Source organism: Variovorax sp. IB41 (genome assembly GCF_016405905.1).
Classification (GTDB): domain Bacteria; phylum Pseudomonadota; class Gammaproteobacteria; order Burkholderiales; family Burkholderiaceae_C; genus Variovorax.
In genome coordinates this window covers 124,301-140,888 of the sequence record NZ_JAEFCB010000009.1, presented here as the reverse complement: position 1 = coordinate 140,888, position 16,588 = coordinate 124,301, and the positions used below count along the sequence as shown (strand labels likewise).

Genomic DNA, 16,588 nt, shown 5'->3' with positions numbered 1-16,588 from the left:
AACCTCAGGTCGTCGTCTGCACGTGCAGGCGGCTTTCCTTGCAGCGGTGCAGCGCGCGGTAGTGCTCCAGCGGCCGGCCGTTCGCGCCGTAGGCGATCGACTCGATGCGCAGGAGCGGCTCGGGCTGCGGCAGGTCGAGCAGCTTGCAGGTCGCGGCATCGGGCAGCACCGCATCGATCCAGCGCTCGGCGCGCACCAGGCGCAGGCCGTACTGGCGGCGCAGCACGTCGTAGAGCGAGCGGTCATCCAGCCGCGTGCGGTGCAGCCCGGGCGCGAGGTCCGCGGGCACCACCGTCTCGACCAGGAGGCGCAGTTCGCCATCGACACTGCGAAGGCGCTTGAGCGCCACGACCAGTGCCTCGGGCTCGGTGAGCCCCAGCGACGCGGCTTCCTGTTCGGTGGGCGCGCGCAGTTCCTGCGTGAGGATCTGCGTGCGCACCGAGCGGCCCTTGCGTTCCATTTCGTCGGAGAAACCGAGCACGGTGGAGACGAAATCCTCGTCGCGCTCGCGCGCCGAGACGAACGCGCCGCGGCCCTTGATCTTGTAGATGAGGTTGTTGCGCACCAGGTCGGCCAGGGCCTCGCGCACCACGATGCGCGAGATGCCGAACTGGTCGCCCAGCTCGGCTTCGGACGGCAGCTTGGCGCCGATGGGCAGCACGCCCTGCAGGATCTGCAGGCGGATCGCATCGCGGAACTGGGCCCACAGCGGGGACTCGGAGTTGCGGTCGAGCACGGTCGACATGTTGTCGTTGGGACTGTTCACTTTTAGGACTGGCCGAGGGCGGAGCTGGCCATCAATGATGCATCGAATGAGGGTTCCACGTCGGGCGCCACGGCCTGCAGGCGCACGTTGTGGCGCTCGCGCAGGGCGGTCGCGCAGGCGCTCAGTTCCTTGTGCGCGCGGTCTGCGTCCCAGCCCAGCGCCTCGGCGGCGATGCCCGAGATTTCGGCGAGCGCGGCATCGGTGACGAGGCCGCGAATCGCCAGCAGCGTGCGGCGGATGACGAGGTCGTCCAGGTGCACCACCCCGGTTTCCAGGCACAGGTACGAGAGCTCGGCGGCAGAGTAATCAGGCGCGTGTTGCAGCGGCACGTCGCCCGAAGCCACGAGGCGCTGCGCGAGGGGCAGCGCCTTGGAGCCGTAGCGCGCGAGCAGCGTGAGCGCGCGCGTGCGGCCCATGCCCGATGCCGTCATCTTCTCGATGAAGCGCTCGGTCGCGGCCGCATCGACCGGCAGGTCTGCGCCGCCGCCGATGGGCAGCAGCTCGGTCGATGCGGTGCGCGAACGCCCCAAGAGCTGCAGCACCTCGGTGGTCGCCTCTTCGGCGAGCGAGCGGAAGGTGGTCCACTTGCCGCCCACGAGACCGACGATGGGAATGTCGCGCGTCGCGTTCGGCGGATCGATCACCACCGAGTGGTCGCGCGAAATCTGGCCCGGCTTGTCGGCGTCGGAGCGCGCGAGCGGCCGCACGCCGACGTAGGTGTAGACCACGTTGTCGCGGCCGAAGGCCATGTTGGGGAACACCTCGCGCAGCACGTCGATGAGGTAGTCGACCTCGGCGGGCTCGGTGACGATCTGGTCGGGGTCTTCCACCGGGATGTCGGTCGAGCCCACGAGCACGCGATCGAGGAACGGATAGACGATGCACACGCGCCCGTCGACCGCCTCGAAATACGCCATGCGGCCGTCCAGCGCATCGCGCAGCGCGGGGTGGTCGAGCACGAGGTGCGAGCCCTTGGTGCCCATCACGCGCGGGCCCGCGCCGCCGAGCACCGCGGCGCTGCGGTCCAGCCACGCGCCGGTGGCGTTCACCACGGTGTCGGCCGTCACGCGCACCAGTGCGCCGGTGAGTTCGTCGCGCAGTGTGAGGATGTTGCCCGCACAGCCCATCACGCGGCAGTAGTTGGCAGCGGCCGACCGCGGCTGGTCGCGGCAGGCGTCGCCGATGAGTTCGAGGATGAGCCACTCGGGATGGCTGATCCACGCATCGAAGAAGGTCGCGGTCCAGCGGATCGCCGCGCGGAAGAGGCCGCGGTCGTTGGTCGGGACGCGGCTGATGCGGTGCCCCGGCATCACGCGCTGGCGCCGGCCCAGGATGTCGTAGAGCCGCAGGCCCAGCGCTACCGCCAGGAGGCCGCGCGTGCGCTGCGGCGGCGTGCGGCCGAAGAACTTGAGCGCGCTGCTCATGAGGCCGCCGAAGAAGTTCGCGAGCGGCACCACCGTCTTGAGCGGGCGCACGAGGTGCGGCGCGTTGCGCAGCAACAGGTTGCGCTCGCGCGTGGCCTCCGCCACGAGCGAGAAGCTGCCGTTCTCCAGGTAGCGCAGGCCGCCGTGGATCATGCGCGAAGGCGCGCTGCTGGCGCCCGCGCCGAAGTCGCCCTTGTCGACGATGAGGCAGTCGACGCGCTGCAGTGAAAGATCACGGAACACGCCGACGCCGTTGATGCCGGCACCGACGATCACGGTCGAAAAATGGCGGTCCGCCAACGAAGCCGGACGCACGAAGGGAAGTTGCCATGCGCTCATGGAGAAACCTCCGCGCTGCGCGCTGCGGTGCGAGCGCCTTCGGGCGGCCGTGCGGCGCTCTGCGCACCGCCCGCGATGTGGGTGAATACAGGTGACATGCTGTCGATCAGTTCGTTGAAATCGGCGTTGAAATCCGCATGGGCGCGTGCGTCCCTTGCATCGGGTTCGATGAGGTCGCACGGCGCGAGCAGCGCGCTGCCTTCGGCCGCGTCGTCCAGGCCCTGCGACAGGGCCGCGTAGAGCGCGGCGCCGCGCGCGCCGGTCTCGTCGTCGGCGCAGCGTTCGACCGGGCGGCCCAGGAGCGAGGCTAGGAGGCGCACGAGGCGCGCATCGCTCGCGCCGCCGCCCAGCACGGTCGATGCGGAAACCGCGAGGCCGCCGGCTGCCAGGCGCGCCGTCTGGCGCACATGCAGCGCCGCCACGGCGTCGACCACGGCGCGGGCCATGTCGGCGCGGGTGTGGTGGCTCTTCAGGCCCACGAAGCCCGCCGTCACGCCACCGCCGCCGTTGATGAAGGGCGCGAAGCGCAGGCCGTTGGCGCCGAGCGGCACCGTCATCGCGAGGTCGACCACCGCGCGCGCATCGGGCAGCGCGAGCACCCCGGCGAGCCACGCGATGTTGGCCATCGACGACGGGCTGTTCTCCATGTAGAGCCGCTCGTGCGTGCGGCCGAAATTCACGATGGAGGCGACGGCGGGCTTGGGCGCGAGCACCGGCCCGATGACCGCGTTCACGCACCACGTGCCGAACACCTGCACCGCGCGGCCGCGGCCTTCGGCGCAGATCGCCGTCATCGAGGCGAGCAGGTCGATGGCGCCCATCGCGACCGGAATGCCGGCGGGCAGGCCGCACAGCGCGGCCTCGGCGGCGCGCAACTTGCCGAGCACCGTGCCGCTCGGCAGGAGCGGGCCGAAGTTGCGCGCGCCCAGGTCCGTGAGGCCCGAGGCGTCGAAGGCGATCTGCGACCAGCCGCCCGCGGCGAGCGACACGAGGCCGGCGGTGCTCGCATCGCTCGCGTCGGTGGCGATCTCGCCGGTCAGCAGGAAGCCCAGGTAGTCCTTCGCGAAGAGGAGGCGGCGCAACTCGCCGCGCTGCACGGCATCGGCGCCCAGCAGCTCGGCGGCGATCACCGTCGGCTGGCCGGGCCACGGGCCGCAGCCCACGTCCTCGAAGAGCCGCGCGCCCTGGCTTTTGGCCAATGTCCGTGCGCGGGCATCGGCGCGCTGGTCGGTGGAGGCGACGGCGCGGCCGCCGACAAGTTCGTTGTTCGCATCGAGTGCGTAGAGGCCGGCGCCGTGGCCGGTGCAGGCCATGGCGCGGACTTCTGCGGCGCGCGGCCCGAGCTGGTGGGCCACGTCGCGCAGCACGTGGGTGAGCGCGGCGCGGATGGCCGCGGCGCGCACTTCGCAGCCGCCGCCGGCGAGCCGGTCGTGCGGCAAAGGCATGCGGGACAGGGCCACGGCGCGGCCGCTTCCGGCTTCGAGGGCCAGGGCTTTCAGGCTGCTCGAGCCCATGTCCACGCCGATCAGTATGTTTGGCATCATGTCATAACAGCTTCGGCGGAATAAAAGCACATCGCCAGTAGCGTTTCCCCTAGTACTCCACCCAATCGGGCCGGGATTACATTCTAGCCTGTCATAACAACTGATGTGACATTGAGGTTCCAAAGACCTGCTCGAAAAAGCAAGTCGCAAGCTCTGCCAGTCAACGTGAGGAGACAAAGAATGAGGCGTAATTTCCTGAAGTCCGCAGCCGCCGCCGGTATCGGCTTGGCGGGTGCGAGCGCGTTCGCGCAACAGCAAGCAGCTGCCCCTGCCGCAGGCACGGGTCTGCGCGGCAATGCCAGCGACGTCTACGTGATGAACGTGATGGTCTCCGGCGTGGAGTACTGGTTTCCGGTCTACGAAATGATGAAGCAGCTCGGCCGCACGCTGGGCGTGAAGACGCGCTACACCGGCACGCCCGAGTACGACGTGAACAAGCAGCTCGCGTCGTTCGAGCAGGAACTGGCGCGCAAGCCCGCGGGCATCCTGCTGCACCCGATGAACCCGGACCCCTTCATCGAGCCGATCAACCGCGCCGCGGCGATGGGCATCCCGGTGGTCACCTTCGCGGCCGATTCGCCCAATTCGAAGCGCACCTCGTTCGTCACCTCCGACAACGACCGCGAAGGCACGCAGGCGGCCGACGCCATCGCCGCATCGCTCAACGGCAAGGGCGAATACGCCGTGCTGGAGAACCCGGGCCAGGACAACCACGACCGCCGCATCGCCGCCTTCGTGAACCGCATGAAGACCAAGCACACGGGCATGAAGCTGGTGGGCCGCGCCGCCAGCAACCAGGACCCGAACAAGGCCTACCAGGCGGTGCTGAGCCTCGCGCAAGCCAACCCGAACCTGGGCGCGCTCTTCATGCCCGAGGCCAACTCGGCGCTCGGCGCGGCGCAGGCCAAGGTCGAGACCAAGAAGAACATCAAGGTGATGTGCTGCGACGTCAACGCCAAGATCCTGGACATGATCAAGTCCGGCGACGTGTTCGGCGCCATCAACCCGAACCAGGGCATGCAGGGCTACATGGGCATGATGATGTTGTTCCTGGCCAAGAACCCCTCGCTCATCGACCCGATGAACGACGCCAAGCGCAACGGCACCAACCCGATGGCCGTGCCGTTCCTGGACAACGGCCTGGCCGTGGTGAGCAAGGCCAACGCCGACGACTTCTACTGGGACAAGTACCTCGCGCGCCGCGGCACCAAGGGAATCGGCGAGTGAGCGCCTTGCTCGAACTGAAGGGGATCAGCAAGCGCTTCGGCGCTTCGCGCGCGCTCACGGGCGTGGACTTCTCGCTGCACGCGGGCGAGATCCACGCCCTGTGCGGCGAGAACGGCGCGGGGAAGTCGACGTTGATGAACATCATCGACGGCATCCACCGCCCCGACGAGGGCGAGATCCTCTTGAACGGCCAGAAGGTCGTGATCAACGGCCCGGCGCACGCGATGCGCCTGGGCATCGGCCTCGTGCACCAGGAGATCGCGCTGTGCGCCGATGCCACCGTGGCCGAGAACATCTTCATGCCGGAGATCAACGCCGGCAAGGCGGCGTGGATGAACTACGCGAGCTTCAACGAACGCGCGGCCAAGGTGCTGCACCGCCTGGGGCAGGACATCGACCCCGCCATGCCGGTGCGCGACCTTTCCATCTCCAGCCAGCAGCTGGTGGAGATCGCCAAGGCGCTCACGCTCGACTGCAAGGTGCTGATCCTCGATGAGCCCACGGCCGCGCTGACCGACAACGAGTCGGCGGCGCTGTTCCGCGTGCTGCACGACCTGAAGGCGCAGGGCATCGGCATCATCTACATCAGCCATCGCATGGCCGAGATCTTCACGCACGGCGACCGCGTCACCGTGCTGCGCGACGGGCGCAACGTGCACTGCGGACCGCTGCACGAATTGACGCCCGACGAGCTGGTGCGCCGCATGGTCGGGCGCGACATGGGCAACTATTACCCGCCCAAGCAAGCGGTCGCCGAATCCTCCGGCCCCGTGCTCGAAGTGACCGACATCGCCGACGGCGAGCGCGTGCATGGCGTTTCTTTCACGCTCAAGCGCGGCGAGATCCTCGGCATCGCCGGCCTCATGGGCGCCGGCCGCAGCGAGCTCGCGGAAACCATCTGCGGCCTGCGCATTGCCAAGCGCGGCACGGTGCGCCTGAACGGCAAGACCCTCGCCATCCGCAAGTACAGCGACGCGCTGCGCGAAGGCATCGCGTACCTGAGCGAAGACCGCAAGGCGGCCGGCGTGTTCCTCGATCTCCCGATTGCGCAGAACGTCTCGTCGATGGCGCTCGGCCGCGTGAGCTCGGCCTGGGGCCTCTTGCAGCGCTCGGCCGAGCACAAGCTCGCCAAGACGCTCGGCGCCAAGCTGAACCTGAAATCGGACGGCGTCGCCATCGAGGTCTCCAGCCTCTCGGGCGGCAACCAGCAGAAGGTGGCCATCGCCAAGCTCTTGGCCACCAACCCGTCGGTGCTGCTGATGGACGAGCCCACGCGCGGCGTCGACGTGGGCGCGAAATCGGAGATCCACCACATCCTGCGCGAGCTCGCGACCCAGGGCGTGGGGGTGATCGTGATCTCGTCGGAGCTGCCCGAAATCATTGGCCTGTGCGACCGCGCATTGGTGATCCGCGACGGCCAGGTCGCGGGCGAACTCGAATCGAACGACATGACGGAAGAGGCCCTGCTGCGGCTGGCTTCCGGACTCTGCGAACAGGAAACAGCATGAACTACCCGGCACAACTCGATGCGGGCCTCCCTCCACGGCGTACCGGCCAGTCCGGCGGCGATCCGGGGAAGCCCGCCAACAAACTCACGAGCATGCGCGAAGCAGGGCTGCTGCTGATCATCGCGGTGCTGTGCATCGCGATGAGCTTCGCATCGCCCTACTTCCTCACCTGGGACAACGTGCGCGCGATGCTCTTGTCCTTCTCCATCGAAGGCATCGTGGTGGTGGGCATGACGATCCTCTTGATCGTCGGCGGCATCGACCTTTCGGTGGGCTCGGTGGTGTGCTTCGCGATGGTGGTGACGGGCAAGCTCTTCCTGATGGGCGTGGACCCGTGGCTCGCAAGCCTCGTGGCGATCGGCATGTGCGGGCTCATCGGCGCGATGATCGGCGGCTGCGTCACGCGCATCGGCCTCAACCACTTCATCGCCTCGCTGGCGTTCATGGTGATCGTGCGGGGCCTGTGCCTCGCGCTCACGCAGGGCACGCCGCAGTCGCTCTTCTCGCTGCCGGCGGAGTTCAAGTTCATCGGGCAGGGCACGCTCTTCGGCGTTCCGGCGGTCATCCTGATCTTCCTGGCGATCGTGGTGGTGAGCGACTTCGTGCTGCGCCGCTCGACCCTCTTGCGCCGCGTGTTCTACACGGGCAGCAACGAGAAGGCGGCGCTCTATTCGGGCATTCGCGTGGGACGCGTGAAGTTCTGGGTCACGGTGCTGTGCTCGGCTTCGGCCGGTCTTGCGGGCGTGATCTACACGGCGCGTTTCGGCGCCGCCACGCCGACCTTCGGCATGGGCATGGAGCTGAACGTGATCGCCGCCGCGGTGATCGGCGGCGCGAGCCTGAAGGGCGGCTCGGGCACGGTGCTCGGCGCGGTGCTGGGTCTGGCGCTCCTCTCGGTGGTGACCAGCTCGCTGATCCTTCTGGACGTCTCGCCCTACTGGCAGGACGTGATCAAGGGTCTCATCCTGCTGGCGGCCGTGACCATCGACCACATCATGAACACGAGAAAGAAAACGCGATGAGCCAAGTGCAGATGACGCAGATGACGCAGATGACGCAGATGAAGAAGACAACGCTGGGCCCCTCGGGCATCGAATGCTCGGCCATCGGCCTGGGTACCTGGGCCATGGGCGGCTGGATGTGGGGCGGCGGGGACAACGCGGCCGCCGTCATCGCCATCCAGGCTTCGCTCGATGCGGGCGTGAACCTGATCGACACCGCGCCGGCCTACGGCCTCGGCCGCTCCGAGAGCATCGTGGGCACCGCGCTCAAGGGGCGCCGGCAGGACGCGGTGATCGCCACCAAATGCGGCCTCGTCTGGCACACCCAACAGGGAACGCACTTCTTCGAAGAAGACGGCCACCCGGTGTACCGCTTTCTCGGGCGCGAGTCGATCTTCCACGAGTGCGAAGAGAGCCTGAAGCGCCTGCAGACGGACTACATCGACCTCTACATCACGCACTGGCAGGACAGCACCACGCCCGTGGCCGAGACCATGGACGCGCTGCTCGAGTTGAAGAAGCAGGGAAAGATCCGCGCCATCGGCGTGAGCAACGTGAGCCCCGAGACGCTCGCCGAATACCTGCGCTACGGCCCGGTCGATGCGGCGCAGGAGCGCTACAGCCTCGTCGACCGCGAGATCGAGACGACGCTCGCGCCGCTGTGCAGCGAGCACGACGTCGCGGTGCTCGGCTACTCGTCGCTGGCGCTCGGCCTCCTCGCCGGCCCGATCGACCCCGAGCGCGAGTTCAAGGGCGACGACCAGCGCGCGAGCAACCCGCGCTTCAGCGCCGCCAACCGCGCGACGCTCAAGGCCTTCTTCGAAGAGCTCGAGCCCGTGCGCGCAAAGCTCGGCTGCTCGTTCGGCCAGATGATGATCGCGTGGACCGTCGCGCGCGGCACCGTGTCCGTCGCGCTCTGCGGCGCGCGCGTGCGCCAGCAGGCCATCGAGAACGCCGGTGCCGGCGCGGTCGCGCTGGGCGACGAAGCGTTGCGCCTGATCGACGCCGCGGCGAAGCGCCATCTCTCGGCGCTCGCCTGATACCTCCCCTCTTCATTTCCGACCCCCACAAGGAGTTCTTTCCCATGTCGAAAGACAAGACAGCACGGCTGAACCGCCTGCTCACCAACGGCCGCTGCCTGGACATCGCCCTGGACCACGGCGTGTGCAACGAGCCTTCGTTCCTCGACGGCCTGGAGGACATGCCCCAGGTCATCGACAAGCTCGTGGCCGCCGCGCCCGATGCGCTGCAACTGAACTACGGCCAGTCCGACCTGCTGCAGGACCGGCCCGGCCGCGACAAACCCGCGCTGGTGATGCGCATCGACATGGGCAATCCCTACAACGCCACGCTGCACCGCGTGATGTGGGCGCAGCTGCAGAACGAGCACGACCCGGTGCTGCCGGCCGTGCAGCGCGACGCGGCCTGCGTGGTCGTGAACCTCTTCATGCTGCCGAACGAGCCCGATCTCTTTCGCCAGTGCGTGCAGAACATCGCGCGCGTGCGTGCCGACTGCGACCGCTACGGCATGCCGCTGATGATCGAGCCGCTGGTGATGCAGTCGCCCACGCCCGGCAGCCGCTACATGGTCGATGGCGACGCCGAGAAGATCGTGACGCTCGTGCGCCTGGCGCGCGAGATGGGCGCCGACATCGTCAAGGCCGACCCGACCGGCGACCCCAAGGACTTCCACCGCGTGGTGCAGGCCGCGCGCTGCCCCGTGCTCGTGCGCGGCGGCGGGCGTGAGGAACTGCAGCAGGTGTTCGCGCGCTCGCGCGCGCTGCTGGACCAGGGCGCGGTCGGCATGGTGTACGGACGCAACGTGTACCAGCACGCGAATCCGTCGGCGGTGGTCAGTGCGCTGATGGCCATGATCCACCGCGATGCCAGCGCCGAGGCGGCCTGGGACATCTACGAATCGGGCGGCGCGAAGAAGTAAGGCCGCCGCCAGAGGGAGAGAGAACCAGGACCGTTCGGGCTGAGCTTGTCGAAGCCTCGCGCGGCGCTTCGACAAGCTCAGCGTGAACGGTTCCAAAAGGGTTTACGGCAGGCGATCACCCGTCGCCTGTCGGGGTGCGTCCTGCGCGCGCACTTTGCAAGTCGAGCCAGAGAAGAAACGAGTCAGTGGGTCCCCCTGCGAACTTCTAACAACTTGGAGGCAACGATGAAGATCCGGTATTACGTGATGGCATTGATGGTGCCGTTCGTCACACTGCTGACGCACGCGGCAATCACCGGGGTCAGTCCGATGACGACCCTCGGCAACATGGCGACAGCGGTCTCCGCGGCCGTCGCCGATCCGCTCCCGCTGCAAGGGCCGGGTCTTGGCAACCTCACCTACACCTCGGCCGAACTGTTCAAGCCGGTGTCGATGATCACCAGCCCCGCGCACCCGCTCGACCCCGCGCACAGCAGCGCCTACGAATCGCGCGAGGTGCCCGCCACGTACCCGGGCCGCAAGGACTACGGCATGAACGCCGGCATCATGGTCAACGGCTACTTCCTCACCTCCTTCGCGCCGGACAGCGGCCTCGGCCCGGGCGGCTTTTTGCTGTACGACGTGTCGAACCCGCGGCAGATCCAGCTCGTGAAGAAAATCTACGAGCCAGAGACGCGCACCAAGGAGTTCCGCGAGACGCACTCCTTCGGCACCGCCAAGATCGGCGGCAAGACCTACGTGGTGCTGCCCAGCATCAATGGCGTGGAGTTCTGGGACTTCACCGACATCAACGACATCAAGCAGGTCAAGAAGCTCGCGCTGCCGGGCGTGAACGCCGGCGACTACGAGAACGTCGCCTGGCAGCTCTGGTGGCAGGCGCCCTACCTGTACGTGGCCTCGGCGGGCCGGGGCATCTTCATCGTCGATGCGAGGGACCCCGCGAATGCCGTGGTCGCCAACCGCGGCGCCGGCAAGCCCAACCCGGTGCCCACGGGCGAGCTCGGCGGTTTCCGCATCGGCCCGATCTTCACGATGGGCAACCACATGGTGCTCACCGCGATGGAAAGCAACGGCGGCTTTGCGAGCCTGGACATCTCCGACCCGCTCAATCCCAAGGTGCTCGATTCCATCGTGGGCACCACGCCCTTCTATTACGCGACCTGCTTCGACGGCCGGAACCTGCACGTCTCCACGCGCAACAGCGGCGCGAAGATGTACAGCTACGACCTCTCGGACCGCTCGCGCTTCGTGGCGGAAGACAACCGCCTCGTCATCGACGAGCAGCTCTATTGCGCCACGCAGGACAACTACGTCATCCAGGGCGCGCAGACCCGCATCCACAAGGTGGACGTGAGCAATCCGCTGAACCACGTGGAGGTGGGCCGCGGCAGCATCCTGCGCGAGGACGACCCGAACTTCACGCACTCGGACAACGGCCAGGTCGCGATCTTCGGCAACCTCGTCTTCGTGGGCAACGACCACGGCTCGGGCAGCGGCTTCGTCGTGCATTCGGTGGACCCGGACATCGTCAAGCCCGAAGTGAAACAGGTCTCGCCCGCCAACGGCGCCAGGCAGCAGGCGCTGACCTCGCGCATCGGCCTCGGCATGACGGACAACATCCGGCCCGAGAGCGTGAATTCCAACACCTTCATCGTGCGCCCGGTGGGCGGCAACACGCTGGCGGGCACCTACAGCGTGCAGCTGGGCATCGTCAACTTCCACCCCGAGCAGCCGCTGCTGCCGGGCACGAGCTACGAGGTGTTCCTGCCGGCCAACGGCCTGAAGGACTATGCGGGCAACGCGATCGGCGCGGACTACCGCTCCACCTTCAACACCGGCAACGCGACCGACATCAACCTGATGCACTACTGGACGCTGGCGGGCAACCTCTCCGACCAGATCGGCAACAACGGCGGCACGCCGGCCGCGGGCGATGCGTTCGAGAGCATCGGCATGAACTTCGCGAACCGCACCGCCGGTGTGCCGCTGAAGAACGACAGCGTGGCCACCGTGCTCGGCGGCACCGCCTCGCTGAGCTTCTACATGAAGACCACGCAGGCGGGCGGAGCGAACTCGTGGACGGCGCCGGGCATCTTCGGGCGCGACCAGTCGGGCGGCGCGGACGACGTGTTCTGGGGCTGGCTGGACAACAACGGGCGCATCAAGCTCTCGGTGGGCAACGACGGCGGCACCACCTCCACCGCGGTGGTGAACGACGGCAACTGGCACCACGTGGTGCTCACGCGCGATGCGGCCTCGGGCGCGCAGGCGGTGTACGTCGACGGCGTGAAGACCACCTCGGCGGGCCTCACGGGCACCAAGGGCCTCACGAACAAGTTCAACATGCTGGGCCAGATCCAGGGCAACACGGCGCTCTTCAAGGGCACGCTCGCGGAGGTGCGCGTCTACGGCCGCGTGCTCACCGACACCGAGGTGAACACGCTGCGCGGGCAGGCGATCATCGGCGACCCGGGCATCGGCGGCGGGCCCAAGCTCGTGAACGGCCAGCTGGTGTTCAACCCCGGCACGCTGGGCAGCGGCGGCGCGCAGTTCCGCTGGAACTTCGGCGACGGCACGCAGACCGCGTATTCCAACCAGCCGAACTACACCTACACCTACAACCGCCCCGGCCACTTCACGGTGACGCTGACGGTCAAGGATGCGTCGGGCCGCGAGACCTTCTACACCTACAACCTCACCGTGATCGTTCCGACCACGGCGCGGGCGCCCACGCACACCACCAACATCGCGGGCGATGCGAACTCGGTGTACTCGGTCAACCCCGACAGCGGCACGGTCGCCGCCATCGACGCGCAGACCCTGGCCAAGCGCTGGGAAGTGCGCGTGGGCGAAGAGCCCAAGACGCTGGCGGTCGGCCCCGACGGCCGCATCTGGGTCACGGTGCAGGGCGAGGACAAGCTGGTGGCGCTGAGCGCGGCGGACGGCAGCGTCTCGGCCACCGTGCCGCTCGCCTACGGCAGCGGCCCCTACGGCGTGGCCTTCACGCCCGATGGCGCCAAGGGCCTCCTGACGCTGGAGAGCAAGTCGGTGCTCATGAGCTTCGACCCGAGCAACGGCGCCACCACCGGCGCGGTCGCGCTGGCGGGGAACCTGCGAGGCATCGCAGTGAGCTCCGACGCACAGGTGGCGTATGTCACTCGCTTCAAGTCGCAGATGACCGGCGGCCAGCTGCACAAGGTGAACCTGCAGAGCATGAGCGCCATGACCACCATCGCGCTGCCGGTGGACACCACCACGGTGGACACCGAGAGCCGCGCGCGCGGCGTGGCCAACTACCTGAGCCAGGTGATCATCTCGCCGGACGGCACGCGGGCGGTGCTGCCTTCGAAGAAGGACAACATCGTGCGCGGCAAGTTCAGGGACGGCAACAACCTGGTGCACGACCAGACGGTGCGCTCCATCCTCTCGCAGGTCAATCTGCAGACGGCCGCGGAAGTGTTCGGCGAGCAGATCGACTTCGACGACCGCGCCCCCGCGCGCGCCGCGCTGTACTCGCCGTCGGGCGACTACCTGTTCGTCGCGCAGATGGAAGGCAACCGCGTGGCCATCGTCGATCCGTACAGCCGCTCGGTGCGCGGCGAGATCAACGCCAGCAGTGCGCCGCACGGCCTGTATCTGGACGCGGCGAGGAAGCGCCTCTACGTGAACAACTTCCTCGCGCGCTCTGTGTCGGTGCACGACGTGGCCTCGGTGCTGGCCTCGGAGACGGCGGCGCCGATCTTCCTGCAGAACGTCTCGACGGTCGCGCAGGAGCCGATGTCGCCCGCGGCGCTGCGCGGCAAGCAGGTGTTCTACAACGCGTCGGACCGGCGCATGAGCAAGGACAACTACATCTCCTGCGCGAGCTGCCACGCGGATGCCGGCGACGACGGCATGGTGTGGGACTTCACCCAGCGCGGCGAGGGCCTGCGACGCACCATCAGCCTCATGGGCAAGCGGGGCCTGGGCCACGGCAAGCTGCACTGGACGGCCAACTTCGACGAGGTGCAGGACTTCGAGAACGACATCCGCAACGAGTTCGGCGGCACCGGGTTCCTGAGCAACGCGGACTTCACGGCCACGCAGGACCCGCTGGGCGCACCCAAGGCCGGCAAGAACGCGCAGCTGGACGATCTGGCGGCCTACCTCACCTCGCTGAACAAGTACATGCGCAGCCCCGCGCGCAACGCCGACGGGAGCCTGAGCGTCGATGCGGCGCGGGGCCAGGCGCTGTTCGCCTCGGCGCAGTGCGTGACCTGCCACACCGGTGCCACCTTCCGCGACGGACAGCGGCACGACGTGGGCACCATCCAGCTCTCGTCGGGCAAGGGCAGCAACCAGCCGCTGGCGGGCGTGGGCTTCGACACGCCGACGCTCGTGGGCACCTGGAACACCGCGGCCTTCTTCCACAACGGCCAGGCGGCCACGCTGCAGGACGTGCTCGCCGGCGGCCACGGCAACGCCAGCAGCCTGCCGGCGGCCGACGTGGTGGCGATCCGCGAGTACGTGCGGTCGCAGGACACGGACCCGACGCCCACGATCACCCGCATCCGCTCGAACCTGAGCAACCTGTGCGTGAACATCAAGGCCGTGTCGACCGCGAGCGGCGCGACAGCGGTGCAGTGGCCGTGCGGCAACGCGAACAACGAGCGGTTCACGGTGACGAGCCTCACAGGCGGCTACGTGCAGTTCAAGGCCGAGCACAGCGGCCTGTGCCTGGCGCAGAACGGCACGGCGACGACGAACGCTCCTGTCGTTCAACTGGCCTGCTCGGCCGGCGACACGACGCAGTGGAGCCTGGCGGGCGGTGCGATCAAGAACCGCGCCTCGGGTTCGTGCCTGGACGTGCCGAACAGCTCGACGACGCAGGACACGGCGCTCATCACCTGGACCTGCAACGGGGGCACCAACCAGACCTGGACCCAATTGCCCTGACCATCTGACGCCCCTCTGAAAGCCGGCCGCATTGCGCGGCCGGCTTTTTTTCGTCCAGCCCATGACCTCCCACGTCATGGACCGTGCGCACCCGTTGCGCGAAAGTACGTCCATCGATCAACCAACCACCAGGAGAAAACACCATGACCGGCTTCAACATCCTTCCCCTCGCAGTCGCCCTGCTGATCGGCATCGCAGCGCTCGGCTCGTGCCTGGGCATCGGACTGGTCGGCCAGAAGTTCCTGGAGAGCACCGCGCGCCAGCCCGAAATGGTCGACGTGCTGCAGACCAAGTTCTTCCTGATCGCGGGCGTGACCGACGGCGCGTTCATCATCGCCACCGGCATCGGCCTCTGGTTCGCGACGGCCAATCCCTTCGGCTGACCGAGTGTCGCGGCCCCTGAAAAACGGGGCCCGCGCACCAGGAAGTGACACGTTCCACTGGCACCATTCGTGCTAGCACCGTTGACACTGAATCGTTTATGGTTAAAGTATTTAGCTATCAACGGTTCGATGGTGCCGGTGCTGCATGGCGCAGCGCCAGTGCGTCGTTTCATCCTTCCTCCCTCGGAGAATCCATGAGCCACCTGTCCCCGAAGTCGCCCGCGCTGCCGCGCACCCTCGTCTCGCTGCTGCTGTGCGGCGCGGCCCTTGGCACCGCAGCAACGGCCATGGCCGCCCCCGTGAAGGTGGGCTTGGCCCTCGACATCTCGGGGCCTTTCGCGGCATTGGGCGCCGAGGCGCGCGATGGTTTCGCGCTCGGCATCAAGCAGTTGAACGGCAAGCTCGGCGGGCAGGACGTGGAGTTCGTGCAGGCCGACATGGCCGGCAGCCCCGACCAGGCCAAGCAGTTGGTGGACCGCATGATCCAGCGCGACAAGATCGACATCTTCAGCGGCCCCATCGGCTCCAACGTCGCACTGGCCGTGGGCCCCACGCTCTTCAACGCCAAGGTGCCCTACCTCTCGGCCAACGCCGGCCCGAGCCAGTTCGCCGGTGCCCAGTGCAATGCGTATTTCTTCGGCACCGCCTACCAGAACGACCAGTTCCACGAGGCGGCCGGCAAGTTCGCGCAGGACCGCGGCTTCAAGAAGACCGTGCTCATCGCCCCCAACTACCCGGCCGGCAAGGATGCGCTGGGCGGCTTCAAGCGCCAGTTCAAGGGCCAGGTGGCCGACGAGCTCTACACCAAGCTCGGCCAGATCGACTACGCCGCCGAACTCGCGCAGCTGCGCGCGGCCAAGCCCGACTCGATCTACTTCTTTTTGCCCGGCGCGATGGGCATCAACTTCATCAAGCAGTTCGTGGGCGCGGGCCTGTCGAAAGACATCACGCTCGTCACCAGCGGCTTCTCGGCCGACGAGGATGTGATCGGCGCCGTCGGCGAGCCGATGCTCGGCCTCTTCAACACTTCGCACTGGGCGCACGACCTGGACAACCCCGCCAACAAGGCGTTCGTGGCCGCGTTCCGCAAGGAATACAACGGCCGCTACCCGTCGGTGTACGCGGCGCAGGCCTATGACGCGATCCTCGCGATGGACGCGGCCGTCAAGCAATCGGGCGGCAACGCGCAGAACCGCGAAGCCGTGGTCGCCGCGCTGAAGAAGGCCAACTACGCGTCGACGCGCGGCGCCTTCAAGTACGCGAACAACCACTACCCGATCGAGAACTTCTACCTGCGCGTGATCGGCAAGGATGCGCAGGGCAAGGTCACGAACAAGCTGATCAATACGGTGCTCACGAACTACGGCGACAGCTACGCCGACAAGTGCCCGCTGAAATAAGGCTCGCCCCCAGGCTGCGCGGCACTTCGTGTCCGCTTCTCCTTCCCCCTACCGGGGGCAACACCAGCGGCCCGGCAAAGCCGGTTCCGCGGTGTTTCTCGAATGAAAACGCGGGCAACCCT

Annotated in this window: 11 protein-coding genes; 8 read left to right on the top strand and 3 right to left on the bottom strand. The window is 67.7% G+C overall.

The window, feature by feature from the left end:
• Nucleotides 1–4 precede the first annotated feature (4 nt).
• From JC881_RS17980 to JC881_RS17970, 3 genes are read right to left on the bottom strand one after another with little or no spacing between them, the layout of a single operon-like run.
• Nucleotides 5–745 carry a GntR family transcriptional regulator gene (locus tag JC881_RS17980; protein ID WP_233101868.1) on the bottom strand — a complete coding sequence of 247 codons (741 nt, stop codon included), beginning with the start codon at nucleotides 743–745 and terminating at the stop codon, nucleotides 5–7.
• Between the two features lie 23 nt (nucleotides 746–768).
• The gene (locus JC881_RS17975) at nucleotides 769–2,529 is read right to left on the bottom strand and encodes a glycerol-3-phosphate dehydrogenase/oxidase (RefSeq protein WP_198787069.1); all 1,761 of its coding nucleotides are present in this window, start codon (nucleotides 2,527–2,529) and stop codon (nucleotides 769–771) included.
• Complete coding sequence (locus JC881_RS17970) at nucleotides 2,526–4,073, bottom strand: FGGY family carbohydrate kinase (RefSeq protein WP_198787068.1); 1,548 nt, start codon at nucleotides 4,071–4,073, stop codon at nucleotides 2,526–2,528. The genes JC881_RS17975 and JC881_RS17970 overlap by 4 nt, the downstream gene beginning before the upstream one ends.
• Before the next feature lie 180 nt (nucleotides 4,074–4,253).
• On the opposite strand from JC881_RS17970, the gene JC881_RS17965 reads away from it, so the two are divergent.
• From JC881_RS17965 to JC881_RS17930, 8 genes are all read left to right on the top strand, one after another.
• Nucleotides 4,254–5,300 (top strand): substrate-binding domain-containing protein, encoded by a 1,047-nt coding sequence (locus JC881_RS17965; protein ID WP_013538860.1) that lies wholly within the window; start codon nucleotides 4,254–4,256, stop codon nucleotides 5,298–5,300.
• The gene (locus tag JC881_RS17960; RefSeq protein ID WP_198787067.1) at nucleotides 5,297–6,808 is read left to right on the top strand and encodes a sugar ABC transporter ATP-binding protein; all 1,512 of its coding nucleotides are present in this window, start codon (nucleotides 5,297–5,299) and stop codon (nucleotides 6,806–6,808) included. The genes JC881_RS17965 and JC881_RS17960 overlap by 4 nt, the downstream gene beginning before the upstream one ends.
• Nucleotides 6,805–7,830 carry an ABC transporter permease gene (locus tag JC881_RS17955; protein ID WP_198787066.1) on the top strand — a complete coding sequence of 342 codons (1,026 nt, stop codon included), beginning with the start codon at nucleotides 6,805–6,807 and terminating at the stop codon, nucleotides 7,828–7,830. The genes JC881_RS17960 and JC881_RS17955 overlap by 4 nt, the downstream gene beginning before the upstream one ends.
• Nucleotides 7,831–7,868: 38 nt before the next feature.
• A complete protein-coding gene (locus tag JC881_RS17950) occupies nucleotides 7,869–8,849 on the top strand; it encodes an aldo/keto reductase (RefSeq protein WP_198787177.1) in 981 nt (326 codons plus the stop codon).
• A gap of 44 nt (nucleotides 8,850–8,893) precedes the next feature.
• Nucleotides 8,894–9,748 (top strand): class I fructose-bisphosphate aldolase, encoded by an 855-nt coding sequence (locus JC881_RS17945; RefSeq protein ID WP_198787065.1) that lies wholly within the window; start codon nucleotides 8,894–8,896, stop codon nucleotides 9,746–9,748.
• A 225-nt stretch (nucleotides 9,749–9,973) separates the two neighbouring features.
• Nucleotides 9,974–14,683: an RICIN domain-containing protein gene (locus JC881_RS17940; protein ID WP_198787064.1), complete on the top strand. Its 4,710-nt coding sequence runs from the start codon at nucleotides 9,974–9,976 to the stop codon at nucleotides 14,681–14,683.
• Nucleotides 14,684–14,826: 143 nt separating this feature from the next.
• A complete protein-coding gene (gene atpE, locus JC881_RS17935; RefSeq protein ID WP_013538854.1) occupies nucleotides 14,827–15,066 on the top strand; it encodes a F0F1 ATP synthase subunit C in 240 nt (79 codons plus the stop codon).
• A gap of 194 nt (nucleotides 15,067–15,260) precedes the next feature.
• Nucleotides 15,261–16,466: an ABC transporter substrate-binding protein gene (locus tag JC881_RS17930; protein ID WP_198787063.1), complete on the top strand. Its 1,206-nt coding sequence runs from the start codon at nucleotides 15,261–15,263 to the stop codon at nucleotides 16,464–16,466.
• Nucleotides 16,467–16,588: the final 122 nt, after the last annotated feature.